Genomic DNA, 22,566 nt, shown 5'->3' on the forward strand with positions numbered 1-22,566 from the left:
AAAAGCGAACTGAACAACGACGGCGGGGCGCGCCTTGGTAGGCCCCGCCGTCGTTGGCGGTCTTGGAGGTAAGTGTATGAGGGGTGAGGTCATCCTGCGGCTGGTCCGCCTGGCCGATTCCGGTTCCGGCATGTCCAGCCGCGGCTTCCGCCGGGGTGCCATCCGCAACCTGTCGCGTGACGCGGTGCGGCGCCTGGCGGCGGATGAGCTCGACGTCGGGACCGAACGCGTGCAGTTGGCGTTCGACTGCCGTGACTGCCTGCGCGGCAACGATGGCAGCCATGGCCAGCCGTACCTGCTGCTGGACGGTAATCCGGCGCCCGTCCGGGTCAGCTACAGCCGCAGCGGGGACTGGTTGCTGGCCGCGCTGTCCTTCCGGCCGGTGCTCCTGGGCGTGGACCTGGAAGACACCGGATCGGCGGCCTTCGGCGAGGACGACAACATCGACGCCGTGATGCTCACTCTCGACGAACGCGCCCTGCTCGCCCGGGCCGTTGACCGCCGGCGGCTCCGCGCGCAGCTCTGGACACGCAAAGAAGCCGTGCTGAAATCCACCGGCCACGGCCTTCGCCTTGCCCCCGACGAGGTAGGGGTGGCGGATGCGGAAGGAAGCGCACTGCTGACCATCTGGCCCGGTTCTGCCGGGGAACGGCCGGGTGTGCAACTCGTGGACCTTCAGCTCACGCCGGCCATGGCCGATGGAACAGCCGTCCCGCCAACGCTGACCGCGGCCCTGGCCATCGGCGGTTCGGCCGATCCGGGTGTTATTTTCCGGGAAACACTGGCAGTCCCGCGCTGAACAGCCACGGCTCCAGGAGTGTGGCGGCGGAAAAGTCCGGCCGTCCTGCTTCCGCGTCAGCAAGCCCGATGAACTGGCTTGTTGAGACGGAGCCGTGCCGGTAGTCGGCGCACCAGCGGCGCAGAATGCGGAAAAACGGCTCGTCGCCGAGTTCGGTCCGCAGGGCGTGCAGGGCCAGGGCACCGCGCTTGTAGACCCGGTCATCGAACATCAGCTGCGGACCGGGATCGCCCACGGTGATGTCCTGTTCCAGGGCGGCTAGCATTTCCCAGGCGGCTTTGGCACGGCCAGCCGCAGGTAGCGAGCCGGAGGCCTCGGACCAGATCCACTCGGAATAGCAGGCGAAGCCTTCATGCAGCCAGATATCTTTCCAGCTCGCAGCAGTCAGCGAATTGCCGAACCACTGGTGCGAGAGCTCATGCGCGATCAAGCGCTGCGCCTCCCACCCGTTGTCCAGATGGTTGCGGCCGATGATGGACAGCGACTGGGCCTCCAGCGGGATTTCCAGTTCGTCCTCGGCCACCACCACGGTGTACCGGGCGAAGGGGTACGGGCCGAAAGACCGGACGAAGACCGCCATCATGTCTTCCTGCCGGGACAGGGCCGCGACGGCGTCCGGGAGCAGCGGCGCGGGTGCTGCGACCTGCTGGGCCACGGCGGCATCGCCTTCCGGGCCGGCTGACCCGGGAGGCACAAGATCCTGCAGGACGTAGCGGCCTATCTGGAGCGTGGCTAGGTAGGTTGCCATGGGCTCGTTCATCTCATAGACCCAGGTTTCCCGGGAGGCCTTTTTATGGTGGCTTACCAGTTCGCCGTTGGCCACGGCACGGTAACCGGCGTCCGTGGTGGTGCTGATGCGGAAGGTGGCTTTCTGGCTGGGGTGGTCGTTGCAGGGGAACCACGAGGAGGCGCCGTCGGGCTGCCCGGCGACCAACACGCCGTCGGTCAGTTCCTCCCACCCCACTTCGCCCCAGTCGCCGTTGATCGGCGCGGGAGTGCCTTCGTAGCGGATTTCCAGCACCAGTCCGGTGTCTGCCGGCAGCGGTTCCTTCAGCGACAGAACCAGTTTGCCATTGCGCTGCGACGTTTTCCGGGGGCGTTGCCCGTTGACCTGGACACGGCCGGCCTGCAGCCCGGTCAGGTCAAGTTCCAGGCGACTGGTGGCCCTGAGCGTGCGGCCGGTGAGCACGGCGCGTCCGGCCAGCCGGTTGGACGCCAGCTTGCACTCCAGATCCAGGTCATAGTGCATGACGAGCAGGTCGCCGGTACCGCGGCCGGGTATATAGGGGTCCGGCAGTGGGGTAGACACCGCTGCCGGCAATGCAGCAGCCGGACCATCGGCTGAGCGATCGGTTGGGCTTGATGATAGGCAGGTCATGAGGCGGTAAACGTCCAAGGTCGTACGGGATTGCCCATCCAGTAGCTCGCCGCGGGCACGGTCTCTCCCCGCATCACCAGGGAAGCCGGGCCAACGGTGGCGCCGTCGGCAAGGGAAGCGGCCGGCAGGATGACTCCGTGCGGACCCATCGTGGCGCCGGCTGCGAGTTCCACCGTATCAATGCTCATGATCCGGTCATGGAACAGGTGGGTCTGGACCACGCAGCCGCGGTTGACTGTGGAGCCATCGCCGAGGCTGACCAAGTCCGCCTCGGGCAGCCAGTAGCTCTCGCACCAGACACCGTGGCCGATCTTCGCACCCAGCGCCCGCAGCCACCAGACCAGTGCCGGGGTGCCGGCAGCGGCGCGGCCGAACCAAGGCGCGCTGACCAGTTCCACAAAGGTGTCCACCACTTCGTTCCGCCAGATGAACGAGCTCCACAGCGGATGCTCGCCGGGCTTGATCCGCCCCACCAGGAGCCACTTGGCCAGTACCGAGCTGCCGGCCGCGGCGGCTCCGGCCAGCATGAGGACCAGGCCGCCGGCGAGGGCGGCCACGAGGTAGCCGTAGGTTCCGGCCAGCCAGTCAAAGACCGCGAGAACCACCAGGGCCAGCGCCACGGTGACGGCCACCGGAACAAAACGGCACAATTCCCAGAGTGTGCGCGCCAGCTTCAGCCTCGCCGGTGGAGCGAAGGTGCGGCTGGAATCCGCTTCGATGGAAGTACGGCGCAGGCGTACCGGCGGGCTGCCCAGCCAGGACGACCCGGCCTTGGCTTTCGACGGCGTTGCCGACAGGACGGCAACCAGCGAGTTCTTCGGCACGCGCCGTCCGGCCGCTGTCATGCCCGAGTTGCCGAGGAAGGAACGCTTGCCGATCTTGGCCGGGGCGATTTTCATCCACCCGCCGCCAAGTTCATAGGAGGCAACCATCGTGTCGTCCGCCAGGAAAGCGCCCTCGCCGATGGTGGTCATTTTGGGTACCAGCAGCACGGTGGAAGCCTCTACGTTGCGCCCGACCTTGGCACCCAGCAGTCGCAGCCATACCGGGGTAAACAGGCTCGCGTAGATGGGAAAGAGGATGTCGCGCGCCATGTCCAGCACACGTTCGGTGGCCCAGACCTGCCAGCCCACCCGGCTGCGTACCCGGTGGTAGCCCTCCTTCACGCCGAGCCCCAGCAGGCGGACCGTAACGAGGACCAGCACCAGGTTGGTCAGGAACCAGACCAACGCCGCCGCCGGCACGGCGGCAAGCAACGGCAGAAAAGCTGCCGACAAGCTGGTGTTGCCGGGCACCAGGAAAATCACGACGGCGACCGCGGCCGCCGCTGCGGCAAACGGGATCAGCGCCAGGGCCGAGGAAGCCAACGGGTAGAAAATGCTCCACAACGGGCTCGATTTTGCCGGCGGTTCCGGCCAGGCGTGCTTTGACTTGCCGGTGCGCTCGGCGGGCGAGCCGGAGAAATTCAGGCCGGCCTTGACCTTGCCGGTAACAGCGGAGCCGGGCTCCACCGTGGCGCCGGCGCCGATGCTGGTGCCGGGCATGAGCGTACTGCGCGCGCCGATGGTGGCCCCGGCCCCCACGCTGATGGCACCGATATGGACCCTGTCGCCGTCGAGCCACCAGCCGGAGAGGTCTACCTCGGGTTCAACGGACGCTCCGCGGCCCAGCGTGAGCAGGCCGGTCACCGGCGGTACCGAGTGCAGATCGACGTCCCGGCCGATGTCGGCGCCGAGGGCCCGTGCGTAGTACGGGACGAACGGGGCACTGGCGAGGGAGACGGCCGATGCCATGTCCGCGATCTGTTCGGCCAGCCACAACCGCAGATGTACCCGGCCCGAGCGCGGGTAGGTGCCGGGCCGGAGCCCCCGCAGCAGCAGCCGGGCGGCGAGCACGGAAATGGCCATCCGTCCCGGCGGGCTGACGAAGACGGCCCAGCTGGCAAGGACCCACCACCAGGACAAGGTCGGCGCCGCGGTCAGCACGCCCAGGAGGGACAGCGAGTTATTGAGGATCTTCAGGTACGTCAGCCAGCGCATGCCGACCAGGACAATCAGCGGGATGCCCATCAAAGTCTGGAAGATCTGGCTCTTGCGCTGGGTGCGCCGGACCTGCCGTTCCTTCGGCTCGGCCTGCACTCCGTCCGGAACCGACTGGCGCGCCGCCTCGATGAGGGCGCCGATGCGGGGGTGGGCGTAGATCTCCGACACGGCAATGGTGGGGTACCGGACCCGCAGGGCCGACACGAGCTGGGCTGCACCCAGCGACCCCCCGCCGCTGGCGAAAAAGTCTGCATCCAGGGAGGCGACCGGCAGGCCGAGCACCGAGCTCCACTGCTCCGCGATCCAGGCGGCATCCGCCTCCAGCCGGAGCTCGCCTGCGCCGTCGGCCGGCTCGGAGCCCGGCAGCGGCCAAGGCAGGGCGTTGCGGTCCACCTTGCCGCTGGTCTTGGTGGGCAGGGTGTCGACGACGGCCAGCAGCGGGATCAACGGAGCCGGCAACTGGCCGGCCAACAGCCCGCGGGCGCTGTCGACGTCGTAATCATCGGGCGCAGCCAGATAGCCGACCAGGATCTGGTTGCCCGCAGCAGTGGTCTTCACCGCGGCGGCGGCGCCTGAGACGCCGGGCAGGGCCTGAAGGGCGCTGTCCACTTCGCCCAGTTCAATCCGCCGGCCGCCGAGCTTGACCTGCTCATCCGCCCGGCCGACAAAGAGCAGGCCGGCCGGATCATAGGTGACCAGATCGCCGCTGCGGTAGGCACGCTCCCAGCCAAGGGACGGCATCGGCGCGTACTTCTCCTCGTCCTTGGCCGGATCGAGGTAGCGGGCCAGGCCCACGCCGCCGATGATCAGTTCGCCCGTGCCGCCCTCGGCGACCGGAACGCCGTCGGAATCCACCACAGCCAGGTCCCAGCCGTCCAGCGGCAGGCCGATCCGCACCGGTCCGTCCCCACCCAGCGGCGCGGCGCAGGCCACAACGGTTGCCTCCGTGGGGCCATAGGTGTTCCAGACTTCGCGGTCCTCCACAGCCAGCCGGCGGGCCAGCTCCGGCGGACAGGCTTCGCCGCCGAAGATGAGCAGGCGGACATTTTCCAGCGCCTCGGCCGGCCACAGCGCGGCCAGCGTCGGCACCGTGGAAACCGCCGTAATCCCGCGGCTGAGCAGCCAGGGACCCAGGTCCATGCCGCTGCGGACCAAGGAACGCGGCGCTGGCACCAGGCAGGAGCCATGGCGCCAGGCGAGCCACATTTCCTCGCAGGAGGCATCGAAGGCCACCGAGAGCCCGGCCAGCACCCGGTCCTGCGGACCCAGCGGCTCCGCCGGCAGGAAGATCCGGGCCTCGGCGTCCACAAACGCGGCGGCGGACCGGTGGGTGACGGCGACGCCCTTCGGTGTGCCCGTGGAGCCGGAGGTAAAAATCACCCAGGCATCGTCCGTCAGCTCGGCCGGCCGGGGATTCGGGAACGGTGCCGGCCGCTCCGGCGACGTCACGATTTCGCCGTCGGCTTTCAGGATGCCGGCCACTTTGGCCTCGCCGAAAACCAGCCGGGCGCGTTCATCGGGGTCATCCGCGTCTACCGGAACGTAGGCCGCGCCGATGTACAGCGTCGCGAGAATGCTGACATACAATTCGCGGGTGCCGGAGGGAATCCGAATGCCCACCTTGTCGCCCGCCCCGAGCCCGGCCTCATGCAGCAGCTTCGCCTGCCGGCGGACGGCCTCCAGCAGTTCGGCGTAGCTCAGGGGCTGCTGCCCATCGTCCAGTGCCGAAGCGTGCGGATAGGCCTCCGCGCTCGCCGTCAGGATGTCCATCAGGGTCCGGGGCGGGGGAGTGCTGCCGGCACCGGGCAGCTGGGGTTCATGCACAATCACTTGAACAGCATCGCCAATGAAGGTGAACAAGAGGTGGCCTACCGGCCGGTACCGGACCGAAAGTGGCGAAGGTTACGGGATCAGCAGGAGCTTGCCCGTGGTACGGCGGGACTCGAGGTCGGAGTGCGCCTGTCCCGCCTCGGCCAGCGGGTAGCTCGCGCCCACCCTGATCTTGAGCGAACCGTCCAGGACCGCGGCGAAAAGCTCCTCCGAGCGCCAGCGGCGTTCTTCCGCGGTGAGCAGGTGGTCGGCCAGCTTGGGCCGGGTCACGAACAGCGAGCCGGCCGCGTTCAGCCGCTGCAGGTCGAACGGCGGAACCTGCCCGGATGCGCCCCCGAAGAGCACCAACGTGCCGCGGGTCCGCAGGCTGGCAAGCGAGCCTTCGAACGTATCCTTGCCCACGCCGTCGTACACCACGTCCACACCGGTGCCATTGGTCAGCTCGCGCACCTGCTCCGCGAAGCCGTCGTAGCGCAGCACTTCGTCCGCTCCTGCTTCCCGTGCCAGCTTTTCCTTTTCATCGCTGGAGACCGTGGTGATGACCCGGGCACCCTTGGCCTTGAGCAACTGGGTCAGGACCAGGCCCACGCCGCCCGCACCAGCGTGCGTCAGCACGGTCTGGCCGGACTGGACCTTGAAGCTCGAATTGACCAGATAGTGTGCCGTCATGCCCTGGAGCGGAATGGCCGCGGCCGTCTCGTTGCTGACCCCGTCCGGGACAGGCAGGGCGCCGTCCGCGTCGACGAGTGCATATTGTGCGTAACCGGCGCTTGCCTCGGAGGTGGCCACCCGGTCGCCGGCGGCAAAACCCGTGACGCCCTCCCCACAGGCTTCGACGGTTCCGGCGATCTCGCTGCCCGGGGTGAAGGGGAACCGGACCTTGTACACGCCGCTGCGCTGATAGGTGTCGATGAAGTTCACGCCCGCAGCCGCAACCTTGACCAGCAGTTGGCCCGGGCCCGGGGTGGGGATCCGGACCTCCTGCAGCTGCATAACCTCGGGTCCTCCGGGCGCTTCGGCAACTATTGCTTGGGCCATGGCGTGTGGTCCTCCTGTAATCAACCGCGCACGCGCGTGCGGCGGCAGCTAGACTGGCGTTTTCGTGCACCGCAGTCTCTGCTGCAGGCGCTGGCTTCATCGTATCGTGCATAATTATGACCTCCCGTGAATAACTTTTCCTGTATAGTGACCTTATGACTTTTTCGGTAGCTGTTTCCGGTGCCAGTGGCTACGCCGGCGGAGAAGTGCTCCGCCTGCTGGCCAGCCATCCCGAGGTCTCCATCGGGGCCATTACGGCGCACAGCAATGCCGGCTCGCGATTGGGCGCGCTCCAGCCGCATCTGCACACCCTGGCCGAGCGTGAGCTGACGGAAACCACCGTGGAAAACCTGGCCGGGCACGACGTGGTCTTCCTGGCCCTGCCGCACGGTGCCAGCGCGGAGATCGCGGCCAAGCTGCCGGAAGAGACCCTGGTGATCGACGCCGGAGCGGACCACCGGCTGGAAGACCCGCTCGTGTGGGAAAAGTTCTACGGCACGGTCCATGCCGGCACCTGGCCCTACGGCCTGCCCGAGCTGCCGGGCCACCGCGAACGCCTGCGCGAGGCCAAACGGATCGCCGTGCCGGGCTGCTATCCCACCAGCTCGCTGCTTGCCCTGACGCCGGGCTTCAGCGCGGGCCTGCTGGAGACTCAGGACGTGGTCATCGTTGCCGCGTCGGGGACTTCCGGTGCGGGTAAATCCGTGAAGGTCAATCTGCTTGGCTCCGAGGTCATGGGCGGCATGAGTCCGTACGGCGTCGGCGGCGGCCACCGCCACACGCCCGAAATCGAACAGGGGCTTTCCGCTGCCGCCGGCGAAAACGTCCGGGTTTCCTTCACTCCCACGCTCGCGCCGATGAGCCGCGGCATCCTGGCTACGGCCACGGCCAGGGTGAAGCCGGGGACCGACGCCGCAACGCTGCGCCGCGCCTGGGCCGAGGCCTACGCGGACGAGGCTTTTGTGCACCTGCTGCCCGAGGGCCAGTGGCCGCACACCAAGTCGGTCCAGGGCTCCAACCACGTCGCCATGCAGCTCGCCTTCGATGAGCATGCCGGCCGCGTGATCGTCAGCTGCGCCATCGACAACCTGACCAAGGGCACCGCCGGCGGCGCCGTCCAGTCCATGAACATCGCCCTCGGTCTTGAGGAGACCGCGGGCCTGACCCACCAGGGAGTAGCACCGTGAGCGTCACCGCTGCACAAGGTTTCCGCGCCGCAGGCGTGACCGCCGGGCTGAAGGCCTCCGGCAATCCGGACGTGGCCCTGGTGGTCAACGACGGTCCCGCCAAATCGGCCGCCGCGGTTTTCACGTCCAATCGCGTGGCCGCCGCCCCCGTCCACTGGTCCCGGCAGGCGATCAGCGACGGCCGCGCAGACGCCGTGATCCTGAACTCCGGCGGGGCCAACGCGTGCACCGGCCCCGAGGGTTTCCAGAACACCCACAGCACCGCAGAGAAAACCGCCGCGCTGCTCGGAATTTCCGCTTCCGATGTGGTGGTGTGCTCCACCGGGCTGATCGGCGAACAGCTGCCCATGGACAAGCTGCTCCCCGGCGTCGAGGCGGCCGCGGCGGCCCTGAACAACGACGGCGGCGCTGACGCCGCCACCGCGATCATGACCACCGACAGCGTGGCCAAACAGTCGCGGTTCGACGGCTCGGGCTACGTGATCGGCGGCATGGCGAAGGGCGCCGGCATGCTGGCCCCCGGCCTGGCCACCATGCTGGTGGTCATCACCACCGACGCCCATGTCGAAGCCCCTGCCCTGGACATGGCGCTGCGCGAGGCCACCCGGCTGACCTTCGACCGGACGGATTCGGACGGCTGCATGTCCACCAATGACACCGTGGTCCTGCTGGCCTCCGGTGCCTCCGGGGCGGTGCCGGACCTGGCTCAATTCAGTGCCGGACTTACCACCGTGTGCGCGGACCTGGCCCGCCAGCTGATCACCGACGCCGAGGGCGCAAGCCATGACATCGCCGTCACCACCATCAACGCCGCCTCCGAACGGGATGCGGAGGTTGTCAGCCGTGCGGTGGCCCGGTCCAACCTCTTCAAGACCGCCATCTTCGGCAAGGACCCCAACTGGGGCCGGGTGCTCTCCGCCGTCGGCACCACCGACGCAGTCTTTGAGCCGGACCAGCTGAACGTCACCATGAACGGAGTGCAGGTCTGCCGCAACGGCGGCGTGGGGGACTCCCGAGACCAGGTGGATCTGGAAGCCCGCGAAGTCATCGTGATGATCGACCTGAACGCCGGCAACGAGTCCGCCACCATCTGGACCAACGACCTCACGCACGACTACGTGCACGAGAACTCCGCGTACTCGAGCTGAGGAACCGATGAACACGATGCTTGTAGCCCAGGACAAGGCGGGCACGCTGATTGAAGCGCTGCCATGGATCCAGCGCTTCGCCGGGACCACCATGGTCATCAAGTACGGCGGCAACGCCATGGTCAACGACGAGCTGCGCCGGGCTTTCGCCGAGGACATCGTCTTCCTGCACCACGTGGGCATCAAGCCAGTGGTGGTGCACGGCGGCGGCCCGCAGATCAACGCCATGCTCTCCAAGCTCGGCATTGAATCCGAGTTCAAGGGCGGCCTGCGCGTGACTACGCCGGAGGCCATGGACGTGGTCCGGATGGTGCTCACCGGCCAGGTGGGCCGGGAACTGGTCGGCCTGATCAACTCCCACGGCCCGTACGCCGTCGGGCTTTCGGGGGAAGACGGCGGATTGCTGCAGGCCGTGCGCACCGGCACGGTCGTGGACGGCGAAGAAGTGGATCTGGGCCTCGTCGGCGAAGTAGTCGGTGTGAATCCTTCCGCCATCCTGGACCTGCTCGAGGCCGGCCGGATCCCGGTGATCTCCACCGTGGCCCCGGAGATCAACAACGACGGCGAAGGCACCAACCAGGTGCTGAACGTCAACGCGGACACCGCCGCGGCTGCCGTGGCCGATGCGCTGCATGCCTCGCGCCTGGTGATCCTGACCGACGTCGAGGGGCTGTACGCCAACTGGCCGGACAAGTCCTCGCTGATATCCTCGCTGACCGCCTCCGAGCTGCGGGACCTGCTGCCCAAGCTCGAGTCCGGCATGATCCCCAAGATGGAAGCCTGCCTCAAGGCAGTCGACGGGGGAGTGGAGCGCGCCGCGGTGGTCGACGGCCGTATGGCGCACTCGATCCTGCTTGAAATATTTACCGCTGCCGGCATCGGCACCCAGGTTGTTCCGGACGGAGACGAGAAATGAGCGAGGCAATACAACAGGCAGCACCACAGCCGGCGGCCGGCTCGGCGTCGGAGCTGGCCAGCCTCGACGGGCTGCACAACCAGGAACTGCTGGCCCGCTACAACCAGTCGCTGATGGGCGTGTTCGGCACCCCGCAGCGCGTGCTGGTCAGGGGCAACGGATGCACTGTCTGGGACGCCGACGGCAAGGAATACCTGGATCTGCTCGGCGGCATCGCCGTAAACGCTCTGGGCCACGCGGACCCGTTCATCACCAGCATCATCTCCAGCCAGCTGTCCACGCTGGGCCATATTTCCAACTTCTTCACCAGCCCGACGCAGATCGCGCTGGCCGAAAAGCTGCTGGAGCTGGCGCAGGCCCCGGCCGGTTCCAAGGTCTTCTTCGCCAATTCCGGCACCGAGGCCAACGAGGCGGCCTTCAAACTGGCCCGCCGCAACTCCACCGCCACGCGGAACAGGATCATCGCCCTGGACGGTGCCTTCCACGGCCGGACCATGGGCGCGCTGGCGCTGACGGCCAAGCAGGCCTACCGGGAACCGTTCGAGCCCCTGCCCGGCGGCGTGGAGCACATCCCCTTCGGCGATGTGGACGCGCTGCGGGCCGCGGTCGACGGGACGGTTGCCGCCGTCGTTCTTGAGCCGATCCAGGGCGAAGTGGGTGTACGGCCGCTGCCGCCGGGTTACCTTAAGGCCGCCCGCGAAATCACCCGCGAGGCCGGCGCGCTGCTGATCCTGGATGAAGTCCAGACCGGCGTCGGACGCACCGGCAACTGGTTCGCCTATCAGGGCAGCGTGGCCGGCGGCGAGGACATCCTGCCGGACGCCATCACCCTGGCCAAGGGGCTGGGCGGCGGGTTCCCCATCGGCGCCATGGTGACGTTCGGCGAGCCGGTTTCCACCCTGCTGACCGCCGGACAGCACGGCACTACGTTCGGCGGCAACCCCGTGGCGACCGCCGCCGCGCTGGCCACGCTGCACTCGATTGAGGCCCGGCAGTTGCTGCAGCATGCGAACGACGTCGGCGCGCAGCTTCGTGCCGCGTTGGCCGGTATCGACGGCGTCACCGAGGTCCGCGGCGAGGGCCTGCTGATCGGCTTCGACCTGGCCGAGGGGATTGCCGCCCCGGCCGTCCGTGCCGCGCTGGAGACCGGATTCATCATCAACAACCCCGGTCCGCGCACGCTTCGCCTCGCTCCGCCGCTGATCCTCACCGGCACGCAGGCCGAGACTTTTATCCAGGCGCTGCCCGCCATCTTGGCGGCCGCAGCTGAAACCGCTGCCGCCGAAACCACTGCCGCGGCCAATCCCGCCGCGCCCAACGCCGATGCCCCGAAGGACACGCCATGATCCGCCACTTCCTCAAAGACACCGACCTGAGCCCGGCCGAACAGCTCTCGGTGCTGGACCTGGCGGCGCAGATGAAGGAGTCGCCGTACCTGTATCAGCCGTATGCCGCGGACGGTGCCGGGCGCAAGACCGTGGCAGTGATCTTCGACAAGACCTCCACCCGGACCCGGCTGTCCTTCGCCACCGGCGTGGCGGACCTGGGCGGCGTGCCGCTGATCATCAATCCGGGCGAATCCCAGATGGGCCACAAGGAGTCCATTTCGGACACCGTCAAGGTCCTCGAGCGCATGGTCTCGACCGTGGTCTGGCGGACCTACGCCCACTCCGGACTTGAGGAAATGGCCGCCATCTCACGGGTGCCGGTGATCAACTCGCTCTCCGACGACTACCACCCGTGCCAGCTGCTGGCGGACCTGCTCACCATCAGGGAGCACAAGGGCGAACTCGCCGGCCTGACCATGACCTACCTGGGGGATGCGGCCAACAACATGGCCAACTCCTACCTGCTGGCCGGCGTCACGGCGGGCATGCATGTCCGCGTCGGCGGACCCGTTGGCTACCTGCCCGCTGCCGACGTCGTCGCCGAAGCCGAGGCGCGCGCCGCGGAAACCGGCGGCTCGGTGCTCATTACCTCCGATGCGGCCGAGGCACTGGCAGGGACCGACGTCGTCGCCACCGACACCTGGGTCAGCATGGGCCAGGAAGAGGAAAAGGCCCAGCGGCTGGAACTGTTCAGGGACTACGCCGTGGACGCAGCCGCGATGAAGCTGGCCGCGCCGGACGCCATCGTGCTGCACTGCCTGCCGGCCTACCGCGGCTACGAGATCGCGGCGGACGTGATCGACGGCGACCAGTCCGTGGTGTGGGATGAGGCAGAGAACCGGCTGCACGCGCAGAAGGCCCTGATGGTCTGGCTGATGGACAAGGCCGGTCTGGCACCGCTGCAGAAGATTTCTTGAAGGCGCTGAAGGAACAACAGGCCGTGACCAGCATGCCCACCACCAAGACCGCCCGCCAGGCCCGCATCACAGCGATCCTGACCGGGCAGTCCGTGCGTTCGCAGGCGGAGCTCGCGGCACTGCTCGGCGCCGAAGGCGTCCAGGTGACGCAGGCAACCCTGTCCCGCGACCTGGTGGAACTCGGTGCCGTGCGCGTGCGCAGCCAGGACGGCGCGCTGGTTTACGCCGTCAGGTCCGAGGGCGGAGAACGCGCCCCGCAGGCCGGCATTACCCAGGAGATCCTGGATGCCCGCCTGGCCAAGCTGTGCGCGGACCTGCTGGTCACCGCCGAGGCCTCCGGCAACCTGGTGGTCTTGCGGACACCACCCGGAGCCGCCAACTTCCTAGCCCTGGCCATCGACCACTCCGTCATGCCCTCTGTGCTGGGCACCATCGCCGGCGATGACACCGTCCTGCTGGTAACCAGGGACCCCAACGGGGGCGCCGACCTGGCCGCCCGCTTCCTGCAGTTCGCGGACGAACCCGCCCGCAACAGCCAGACCTGAAAACCTACCAACCCTGCAAACCAATAGGAGCACACCCCAAGTGACTGACCGCATTGTTCTGGCCTACTCCGGTGGCCTCGACACCTCCGTTGCCATCGGCTGGATCGCCGAGGCAACCGGGGCCGAAGTAATCGCCGTCGCGGTGGATGTGGGGCAGGGCGGCGAGTCGCTGGAAACCATCCGGCAGCGGGCCCTGGACTGCGGTGCCGTCGAGGCCTACGTGGCCGATGCCCGGGACGAGTTCGCCACCGAATACTGCATGCCGGCGCTGAAGGCGAACGCCCTGTACATGGACGCCTACCCGCTGGTCTCAGCCGTCTCCCGCCCGGTGATCGTCAAGCACCTCGTGGCAGCGGCCCAGAAGTTCGGCGCCACCACCGTTTCCCACGGCTGCACGGGCAAGGGCAATGACCAGGTCCGCTTCGAAGTGGGCATCCAGACCCTGGGCCCGGAGCTCAAGTGCATCGCCCCGGTCCGCGACCTGGCGCTGACGCGCGACAAGGCCATTGCCTACGCGGAAGCCAAGAACCTGCCGATCGCCACTACCAAGAAGAACCCGTTCTCCATTGACCAGAATGTCTGGGGCCGGGCCGTGGAGACAGGCTTTTTCGAGGACATCTGGAACGCGCCCACCAAGGACGTGTACGACTACACCGCCTCGCCGGAATTCCCCCCGGTGGCCGATGAGGTGGTCATTACGTTCAAGGCAGGCATCCCGGTGGCCATCGACGGACACGCCGTAACCCCGCTGCAGGCCATCGAACAGCTGAACCACCGCGCCGGCGCCCAGGGCGTGGGCCGGATCGACATCGTCGAAGACCGTCTGGTGGGCATCAAGTCCCGAGAAATCTACGAGGCCCCCGGCGCCATGGCACTGATCGCGGCGCACAAGGAACTCGAAAACGTCACCATCGAGCGTGAGCAGGCCCGCTTCAAGAAGACCGTGGGCCAGCGCTGGACCGAACTGGTCTACGACGGTCAGTGGTTCTCGCCGCTGAAGCGATCCCTGGATGCGTTCATCGACGACACACAACAGCACGTCAGCGGCGAAATTCGGCTGGAACTGCACGGCGGCCGCGCCACCGTGACCGGACGCCGCTCGGAAACCGCGCTGTACGACTTCAACCTGGCCACCTACGACACCGGCGATACGTTCGACCAGTCCATGGCCCGGGGCTTCATCGAGATCTTCGGTCTCTCCTCCAAGGTCGCGTCCGGACGCGACCAGCGCGCAGCGGAAGGCAACTAAGAATGGCACACGGAACCAATGAAGGCGCACTCTGGGGCGGACGCTTTGCCGGCGGCCCCGCGGATGCGCTGGCAGCACTGAGCAAGTCCACGCACTTCGACTGGCGGCTGGCGCTCTACGACATCAACGGCTCGCGCGCCCACGCCCGGGTGCTGCACAAGGCCGGTCTGCTTGACGACGGCGAACTGGCCGGCATGCTGGCCGCCCTGGATGAGCTCGACGCCGATGTCCGCTCCGGTGCCTACGTCGCCGCCGAATCGGACGAGGATGTGCACGGCTCGCTGGAGCGTGGCCTGATCGAGCGGGCCGGCACGCAGCTCGGCGGCAAGCTCCGCGCCGGCCGGTCCCGCAACGACCAGATCGCCACGCTGGGCCGGATGTACCTGCGCGACCACGCCCGCATTATCGCCGGCGGCGTCCTTGCCACGGTGGACGCCCTGATCGGGCAGGCCGAGGCGCACCACGGTGTGGCCATGCCAGGGCGCACGCACCTGCAGCATGCGCAGCCGGTGCTGCTGAGCCACCATCTGCTGGCCCATGCCTGGGCGCTGCTGCGCGATGTGCAGCGGCTGGCCGACTGGGACAAGCGCGCCGCCGTTTCGCCCTACGGCTCCGGCGCCCTCGCCGGGTCCTCGCTGGGACTGGACCCGAACGCCGTCGCGGCCGACCTGGGCTTCGACTCCGCGGCCTGGAACTCCATCGACGGCACCGCCTCCCGCGACGTCTTCGCCGAGTTTGCCTGGGTCTCCGCCATGATAGGCGTGGACCTGTCCAGGATCTCGGAGGAAGTCATTTTCTGGGCGACCAAGGAATTCTCCTTCGTCACGCTGGATGACTCCTACTCCACCGGATCCTCCATCATGCCGCAGAAGAAGAACCCGGATGTGGCCGAACTGGCCCGGGGCAAGGCCGGACGCCTGATCGGGAACCTGACCGGGCTGCTGGCCACGCTCAAGGGTCTGCCGCTGGCCTACAACCGGGACCTGCAGGAAGACAAGGAACCCGTGTTCGACGCGGCGGACACCCTGGAACTGCTGCTCCCGGCAGTCTCCGGCATGATCGCCACGCTGAAGTTCAACACCGAGCGGCTCGAGTCGCTGGCTCCGCAGGGCTTTGCCCTCGCCACGGACATCGCCGAGTGGCTGGTCCGCCAAGGCGTGCCGTTCCGCGAGGCGCACGAACTCTCCGGGGCGGCCGTGAAGCTGGCCGAAAGCCGCGGCGTCGAGCTGTGGGACCTGAGCGATGAGGACTACGCCGGCATCTCGGCGCACCTGACCCCGCAGGTGCGCGAGGTCCTGAGCGTGGAAGGCTCGCTGAACAGCCGCAGCTCCCAGGGCGGCACCGCCCCTTCGGCCGTGGCCAGCCAGCTGGAGGCGCTGAAGGTGCAGCTGGAGCCGGTGCGCGCGTACGCCGCGGGCGCCTGACCACGGCGAAAAAACCAGCTAACCACGGCGGATCCGCACCTGCAGCGAGCAGGTGCGGATCCGCCGTCGTTCTCTGCCCTTCGACACTCTTGCTCTGCCCTCCGAGTCTCCCCTGAAAAGCCAAGTTACCGACCGGTAACTTCGGTCTTTGGGGTAGTTTGTGAAACAGAGATGCAGCCGGAGCGCCGAGCCGAGGAAGTGACGATGACGACGCTGAGCCCGCAGGATGAGAAAGTAGTTCCGTCCGGACGGATCGAACGGATCGCGTCCGACTATGTGCTGGCTTTTGACCGCCAGCTCGACTATCCGCACAGCTACCTCTGGAGCCTGCTGGCCGAGCCGGAACACGTGGCCAAGTGGCTGGGGAACCTGATCACCGGCTGGGAATTGGGCCAGCCCTACGAACTGGAGGTCGGCGGCACCGTCACCGGCACTGTGCTGCAGCTGAACGCACCGCTGAGCCTGCAGATCACCTGGGAAGACGAGCTGGACAACGAGTCCGTGCTCGAGTGGCGGATGCTCGACAGCAACGGCGGCACACTGGTGCAGCTGCGGGCGCGGTCCGAGAGCCGGGCGTTCCTGACCGAAGGCGCCGCGGGCTGGGAAACCATCCTGGACGCGTTCGAGGATGTCGCGGCCGGACATAAGCCGCAGCCGCAGCCGGACCGCTGGGCCAAGCTGCGCGAAGCCTACTCCCGCGAATACTCGCTGTCCCACACCATGGGCACCCTCGGCAAGGACTCCGGCCACGACTGCGTCCACTTTGACCGGCTGCTGGGCGCGGACCGGGCAACCATCTGGCAGGCCCTGACGGAGCCGGACATGTTCGGAAAATGGCTCGCACCGGGGACGCTACAGCTGCAGGTCGGCGGAGACGTCCGGCTGGACTTCGAGAAATTCACCATGCGCGGTGACGTGACCTACTTGGTGAACGAGCAGGGGCTGGAGTACAGCTGGTGCAGCCCGGAAGTGGAGCAAAGTTCGGTGCACTGGCTGCTGGAGAACTCCGACGGCAAGACGCTCCTGAAACTCCACCACGGGCTGCGCTCGAAGGCCCGCGCCGCCGAACTCATGGCACTGTGGCACGAGCGGCTCGACGCACTGGACCTGTACCTCGCCGGGGCCGAAGTCCACCCTTCCGCGCACCACCGGGAAGCCTTGACGCACTTTTACCGCCGGATGGCCGGCAGCGCCGGATCGTAGTGGAGACTGTCCCCGCCATCCCGGGAGCACTGCTGAAATGGCTTGCACGTCCAGCCGATGAGGTGGCCCCGGGACTGCTCGGCGCGCAACTGCTGCGGACGACGGCGGAGGGCGCCGTGGGCGTGCGGATCACCGAGGTGGAGGCCTACCTTGGCGAAAGCGACCCGGGATCGCATGCCTTCCGCGGACAGACCAACCGCAACAAGGCCATGTTCGGCCCGGCCGGCCACATCTACGTCTACTTCACCTACGGGATGCACCACTGCGTCAACATCGTCTGCGGCCATGCCGGAATAGCCACCGGTGTCCTGATCCGCGCCGGCGACGTGACCCACGGACGCGAACTGGCGTACCGCCGTCGTACGTCGGCGAAAAACGATACCGAGCTGGCCCGCGGACCCGGCCGTCTTGCGCAGGCTTTGGGGCTGACGCTGGCGGATAACGGGCGGGCCTTCGTCCCCGGCGAACTCGAGCTCCGGCTGCCGGCCACGCCCGCTCCGGCGGCCCATGTGCGCAGCGGGCCCCGGGTGGGCGTCAGCGGTGAAGGCGGGACCGATAGCTACCCCTGGCGGTTCTGGCTGGAGGGGGAGAAAACAGTCTCGCCCTACCGCGCGGCCAAACCCCGCCGCCGCTCGGCCGGCTAATTGTCACGCCGGCAAATCCTGAGCCACGGTGCCGGCAGGTCTCGGCACACCGCAGGTTTTCCCGTCATGCCGTCATTCCTGTAGGCCAGTGGCCGGTAGGGTAGTGGGGTGAGTGAACGAGCTTCTGAGTCCGCTGAGTCAGTCATCAGCCGGCTTTCGGCAACCGTCTCCGACTACCCGAAACCAGGCATTGTCTTCCGGGACCTGACGCCCGTTTTCGCGGACGGTCCCGCACTGCGCACTATTGTGCACGCCCTCATCGACCCCTTCGAAGGGCAGTTCGATGCGGTGGCCGGCATCGAAGCGCGCGGCTTCCTGCTGGCGGCCGCCGGAGCATACGCGTCGGGCAAAGGCGTGGTGACGGTCCGGAAGAAGGGCAAACTGCCGCGCAAGGTTTACTCGGAGGACTACACCCTCGAATACGGCACGGCGACGCTGGAACTGCATGCCGACGATCTCAAGCCCGGCATGCGCGTGCTCATTCTGGACGACGTGCTGGCCACCGGCGGTACGCTCGGGGCGGCCTGCCGGCTGTTCGAACGGGCCGGAGTGCAGGTGTCCGGTTTCGGCGTCGTACTGGAACTGACCGGCCTGCGCGGACGTGCGGCGCTGGCAGGCCACCGGATCCGGTCGCTGGTCCGCGAGTAATTACGTCCGGATCTTCTCCGGATCGCCTCCGGTACAGTCGCCGCGCTGGGGCCCTGACGTGCGCGTTCATGTATTTTCATGCCGGGCACTGTAAGATTGACGCTCTGCCTTTGCGGGAGGAACAAATAATGCAGGAAGCGGTTTCGGCACACGCGGAACTTGAACACGAGCGGGACTATGTCGCGGGTTTGTACCAGCGTCTGGATGAGTTGCGCGCCGAAAAGCAGCAGCAGCTGGACCGGGTCCGCAGCGGCGGTGCCGTGGGCACGATGCAGAATATTTCTGAACGTGACGCCTTCGCCACCATGTACGAGGACCGGCTCGCCCAGCTCAACGCCGTCGATGACCGCCTGGTCTTCGGCCGCCTGGATCTGGACAGCGGGGAATCCCGCTACATCGGCCGCATCGGCCTGAGCACGGCTGATCTGCAGCGGCTCATGGTGGACTGGCGCGCGCCGGAGGCCGGAGTCTTCTACCAGGCCACGGCTTTCGAACGCCAAGGCGTACGACGGCGGCGTCACCTGATCCTGAAGGGCCGCGACGTTAAAGCCGTCGAGGACGACGTGCTGGACGCGTCGATGCTCGATTCGGGCAACCTGCAAGGAGAAGGCGCCCTGCTGGCAGCGCTGAACTCGAAACGCACCGGCCAGATGTCGGACATCGTCGGCACCATCCAGGCCGAGCAGGACCGGATCATCCGCAGCCCCATGCCGGGCGTGCTGGTGGTCCAGGGCGGGCCGGGCACGGGCAAGACCGCCGTTGCCCTGCACCGCGCGGCATACCTGCTGTACATGCACCGGGAGCGGCTGAAGTCCGCCGGCGTCCTGCTGGTCGGGCCGTCGAACTCCTTCATGAAGTACATCGAACGTGTCCTGCCGTCGCTCGGCGAGACCGGTGTGGTGATGTCCACTCTGGGCAAGCTGATGCCGGGCATCAACGCCGTGCCGGAAACCAACCAGGCCGTCGCCGAGCTCAAGGGCCGCGCGTCCATGGCCAAGGTGGTGGCGCGCGCGGTGGCTAACCGCCAGCGCATCCCGGCAGGCCCGCGCAAGCTCAATGTCGAGGGCACCATCCTTACGCTGACTCCGAAGCAGGTGATCCGGGCCCGGGACAGGGCACGGTCCACCGGCAAGCCACACAATGAGGCGCGCACGACGTTCGTGAAGATCCTGCTGCGCGAGCTGACCGAGCAGTTGACCCAGGCGCTGGAAGAGTCCTCCGGACCGGGCAACAACGCGGACCGCAGTTACCTGACGGAAGATGTCCGTACTTCCCGTGACGTGCGCGTGGCGCTGAACCTGTGCTGGATGCCGCTGACGCCGGAGCAGCTGATCGGCGAACTGCTGAGCAAGCCCGCGCATCTGGAAGGCGCTACGCCCCAGCTGAGCGACGCGGAACGGGCACTGCTCTTGCGTGATCCGTCTGCGCCATGGACCGAGGCCGACGTGCCGCTCCTCGACGAGGCTGCCGAACTCCTCGGCCCGATGGATGTTTCCAGCGCCCGGGACAAGTCCCAGCGGGAGCATCAGCGTGCGCGCGACGTCGCGAATGCAGAGCAGTCCCTCGTGAACCTGGACGAGGCGTTGAAGGCCAGCGGGATCGACGGTCTCGTCAGCGCCGAGGACTTGGCGGCCCACAACCAGATCCAGGAGACGCGCTTCACTGCGGCAGAACGGGCGGCATCGGACCGGACCTGGGCCTTCGGCCACATCGTGGTCGATGAAGCGCAGGAACTCTCGGCCATGCAGTGGCGGCTGTTGATGCGCCGCTGCCCGCTGAAGTCCTTCACGGTTGTGGGCGACATCGCCCAGACCAGCTCCGCTGCCGGCGCGCACTCGTGGCAGCAGGTCCTTGAGCCCTTTGCCCAGGACCGCTGGCGGCTGGAAGAGCTGACGGTGAACTACCGCACGCCGTCGCAAATTGCGGAAGCTGCGGTGCGCATGGCCAATGCGGCCGGACTTGTGGTCTCGGCGCCCAAGGCTGTCCGGGACGGTATCTGGGATCCGATCATTGACAAGGTGGACGACGGCGGACTCCTCGGCAGACTGCGCGAGGTCATGCCTGAGGAGCTCGACGCCATCGATGGCGGCCTGTTGGCGGTCATCGCCGCGGATCATCGCGTGGAAGAAGCACGCAAGGTGTTGGAGGCTGTCTATGGCAGCCGCGTGGGCGCGGGAGCCGGCGGGTTGGACCAGGACATCACGGTCATCGGACCGAAGGAAGCCAAGGGGCTGGAATTCGACGGCGTTGTCCTGCTTGAACCGGCGGAACTGCTTGACGGTGTCAGCGGCAAGGTGGGCGATCTGTATGTCGCAATGACGCGTCCCACCCAGCGTCTGCGTCTTCTGGCGGAGGGCGATATCCCACCGGGCATCGAAGGCTGATATTTTAGAGTCCGTGTCAACTAATACGTTTCTGAGTTCCCAAAGCAATGACCCCAGTTTCGCCAATGTATGGCAGGAACTGAAGTGGCGCGGATTGGTCCACGTCTCCACCGATGAGGCGGAGCTGGAAAAGCTGCTGGCCGGTGAACCGATCACGTATTACTGCGGCTTCGACCCAACGGCGCCAAGCCTGCATCTGGGCAACCTCGTCCAGCTGTTGACCATGCGCCGCCTGCAGCTGGCCGGCCACAAGCCGCTCGGTCTGGTCGGCGGTTCCACCGGCCTGGTGGGGGATCCGCGCCCCACCGCGGAGCGGACGATGAACACCAAGGAAACCGTTGCCGAATGGGTCGGCTACCTGCAGGGCCAGGTGCAGCGGTTCCTCAGCTTCGAGGGCGAGAACGCGGCCCGGATGGTGAACAACCTGGACTGGACTGCGCCGATGAGCGCGCTGGACTTCCTGCGCGAGATCGGCAAGCACTTCCGGGTCGGCACCATGATCAAAAAAGACATCGTCGCTTCCCGGCTGAACTCCGAGGAAGGGATCAGTTACGCGGAATTCAGCTACCAGATCCTGCAGGGCATGGATTACCTGGAACTGTTCCGGCAGTACGGCTGTGTGCTGCAGACCGGCGGGTCGGACCAATGGGGCAATCTGACCAGCGGTACCGAGCTGATCCGCAAGGTCGAGGGCAAGTCCGTTCACGCCATCGGCACTCCGCTGATCACCAACTCGGATGGAACGAAGTTCGGCAAGAGCGAAGGCAACGCCATCTGGCTCGACGCCGCGATGTGCAGCCCGTACGCCATGTACCAGTTCTGGCTGAATACGGCGGATGCCGACGTTGTCGAGCGGCTGAAGGTCTTCACTTTCCGGAGCAGAACGGAAATCGAAGAGCTCGAAAAGGCAGTAGCCGAACGCGCCCATACCCGCGAGGCCCAGCGCGTGCTGGCCTACGATGTGACCTCGCTGGTGCATGGCGAGGAAGCAACCGACAAGGTGATCGCTGCTTCGGCGGCGTTGTTCGGGCAGGGAGAACTGGAAGCGCTGGACGAAGCCACGTTGGTTTCGGCCACTTCGCAGCTGCCCAGCGCCACTGTGGCGCGTGGCTCCCTGAACATCATCGGTTTGCTCGTTGCCTCCGGCCTCGTGCCGAGCAATTCCGGCGCGCGTCGCACCGTAGCCGAAGGCGGCGCGTACGTGAACAACGAAAAAATCACGGATCCGGATGCAGTCATCGACGCTACGAAGCTGCTGCACGGCAAGTACCTGCTGATGCGCAGGGGCAAGCGCACCCTGGCAATGGTCGAAGTACCTGCATAGCCAAAGGCTGCGCGTCGGGAACAATCCCGGCAGAGCCAACAACGCGGGCCCGGTCCCTGCAGCTGCCGGCAAGGCGGCGGGCAGGGGACGGGTCCGTTGTGGTTTGGAGCGGGTAATTCAGGCGGATTTGCAGGAGTCAGAAACCTTGTGTATTGTTTTCTGAGTCGCCGCCGCTGAGTTGAAAAAGACAAAGCGAGCAGGAGGACAAAATCCCAAGACAAATCGGAAGCAATTCCGGCATGCACTTGATGCAAAGCCGGGGGCGCTAAAAATTGTTGCGGGTGCATTCTTAATCGAATGGAAAATCGCGGAAAACACCGATTTGACAAGAGATATCGAATGAAATAAATTTATGAACACCGCAGCGAAGAAATGCGAAACACAAAAGAATTCGAAAAGAATTCTAGTTTCAAAGAGTATTCGTTTGCTCCTGTTGTTTGAGAACTCAATAGTGTGCCAAGTTTGTTGATACCAATTATTTTATTGGTTGAATTATTGTCGT

General features: G+C 66.7%; 17 protein-coding genes. 14 read left to right on the forward strand and 3 right to left on the reverse strand.

All coding sequences use genetic code 11. From position 1 onward, the window contains the following. Positions 1-76: 76 nt before the first annotated feature. On the forward strand, positions 77-799 hold the full coding sequence (locus AC3A4M_RS18560; protein WP_498728522.1) for a 4'-phosphopantetheinyl transferase family protein: 723 nt from the start codon (positions 77-79) through the stop codon (positions 797-799). Here AC3A4M_RS18560 and AC3A4M_RS18565 read toward each other — a convergent pair. The 3 genes from AC3A4M_RS18565 to AC3A4M_RS18575 all read right to left on the reverse strand — a co-directional run bounded on the left by AC3A4M_RS18565 (position 765) and on the right by AC3A4M_RS18575 (position 7,087). Then, complete coding sequence (locus AC3A4M_RS18565) at positions 765-2,177, reverse strand: M1 family metallopeptidase (protein WP_498737586.1); 1,413 nt, start codon at positions 2,175-2,177, stop codon at positions 765-767. The two genes, AC3A4M_RS18560 and AC3A4M_RS18565, sit on opposite strands and share 35 nt — an antisense overlap. After that, positions 2,174-5,989, reverse strand: coding sequence for a Pls/PosA family non-ribosomal peptide synthetase (locus tag AC3A4M_RS18570; RefSeq protein ID WP_498737614.1), 3,816 nt, complete (start codon positions 5,987-5,989; stop codon positions 2,174-2,176). Before AC3A4M_RS18570 ends, AC3A4M_RS18565 begins: the two co-directional genes overlap by 4 nt. Before the next feature lie 132 nt (positions 5,990-6,121). Continuing rightward, positions 6,122-7,087: a quinone oxidoreductase family protein gene (locus AC3A4M_RS18575; protein ID WP_498737588.1), complete on the reverse strand. Its 966-nt coding sequence runs from the start codon at positions 7,085-7,087 to the stop codon at positions 6,122-6,124. A 155-nt stretch (positions 7,088-7,242) separates the two neighbouring features. Here AC3A4M_RS18575 and argC point away from each other — a divergent pair, with 155 nt between their 5' ends. The 13 genes from argC (at position 7,243) to tyrS (ending at position 22,064) form a co-directional block, all read left to right on the forward strand. Further along, complete coding sequence (argC, locus tag AC3A4M_RS18580) at positions 7,243-8,274, forward strand: N-acetyl-gamma-glutamyl-phosphate reductase (RefSeq protein ID WP_498728519.1); 1,032 nt, start codon at positions 7,243-7,245, stop codon at positions 8,272-8,274. Beyond that, the gene (gene argJ / locus AC3A4M_RS18585; RefSeq protein WP_498737590.1) at positions 8,271-9,422 is read left to right on the forward strand and encodes a bifunctional glutamate N-acetyltransferase/amino-acid acetyltransferase ArgJ; all 1,152 of its coding nucleotides are present in this window, start codon (positions 8,271-8,273) and stop codon (positions 9,420-9,422) included. The genes argC and argJ overlap by 4 nt, the downstream gene beginning before the upstream one ends. 7 nt (positions 9,423-9,429) lie before the next feature. Next, positions 9,430-10,338, forward strand: a complete 909-nt coding sequence (gene argB / locus AC3A4M_RS18590; RefSeq protein WP_498737592.1) for an acetylglutamate kinase — start codon at positions 9,430-9,432, stop codon at positions 10,336-10,338. Then, positions 10,335-11,684: an acetylornithine transaminase gene (locus AC3A4M_RS18595; protein ID WP_498737594.1), complete on the forward strand. Its 1,350-nt coding sequence runs from the start codon at positions 10,335-10,337 to the stop codon at positions 11,682-11,684. The genes argB and AC3A4M_RS18595 overlap by 4 nt, the downstream gene beginning before the upstream one ends. Next, complete coding sequence (gene argF, locus AC3A4M_RS18600; RefSeq protein ID WP_498728515.1) at positions 11,681-12,643, forward strand: ornithine carbamoyltransferase; 963 nt, start codon at positions 11,681-11,683, stop codon at positions 12,641-12,643. Before AC3A4M_RS18595 ends, argF begins: the two co-directional genes overlap by 4 nt. A gap of 23 nt (positions 12,644-12,666) precedes the next feature. Then, entirely contained in the window at positions 12,667-13,188 is a 522-nt protein-coding gene (locus tag AC3A4M_RS18605) for an arginine repressor (RefSeq protein ID WP_498737595.1), read from the forward strand. A 40-nt stretch (positions 13,189-13,228) separates the two neighbouring features. After that, a complete protein-coding gene (locus AC3A4M_RS18610; RefSeq protein ID WP_498737597.1) occupies positions 13,229-14,437 on the forward strand; it encodes an argininosuccinate synthase in 1,209 nt (402 codons plus the stop codon). A gap of 2 nt (positions 14,438-14,439) precedes the next feature. Continuing rightward, entirely contained in the window at positions 14,440-15,861 is a 1,422-nt protein-coding gene (gene argH, locus AC3A4M_RS18615) for an argininosuccinate lyase (RefSeq protein ID WP_498737598.1), read from the forward strand. A 204-nt stretch (positions 15,862-16,065) separates the two neighbouring features. Continuing rightward, a complete protein-coding gene (locus AC3A4M_RS18620) occupies positions 16,066-17,064 on the forward strand; it encodes an SRPBCC domain-containing protein (RefSeq protein ID WP_498737600.1) in 999 nt (332 codons plus the stop codon). Further along, positions 17,064-17,708 (forward strand): DNA-3-methyladenine glycosylase, encoded by a 645-nt coding sequence (locus AC3A4M_RS18625; RefSeq protein ID WP_498737602.1) that lies wholly within the window; start codon positions 17,064-17,066, stop codon positions 17,706-17,708. Before AC3A4M_RS18620 ends, AC3A4M_RS18625 begins: the two co-directional genes overlap by 1 nt. Positions 17,709-17,816: 108 nt before the next feature. After that, positions 17,817-18,356 (forward strand): adenine phosphoribosyltransferase, encoded by a 540-nt coding sequence (locus tag AC3A4M_RS18630; RefSeq protein WP_169996290.1) that lies wholly within the window; start codon positions 17,817-17,819, stop codon positions 18,354-18,356. Between the two features lie 128 nt (positions 18,357-18,484). After that, complete coding sequence (locus AC3A4M_RS18635; protein WP_498737604.1) at positions 18,485-20,740, forward strand: HelD family protein; 2,256 nt, start codon at positions 18,485-18,487, stop codon at positions 20,738-20,740. 13 nt (positions 20,741-20,753) lie between these two features. Further along, positions 20,754-22,064 carry a tyrosine--tRNA ligase gene (gene tyrS / locus AC3A4M_RS18640; RefSeq protein WP_498737606.1) on the forward strand — a complete coding sequence of 437 codons (1,311 nt, stop codon included), beginning with the start codon at positions 20,754-20,756 and terminating at the stop codon, positions 22,062-22,064. Positions 22,065-22,566 lie beyond the last annotated feature (502 nt).

It is taken from the genome of Arthrobacter sp. Soil_C_60 (assembly GCF_057656375.1).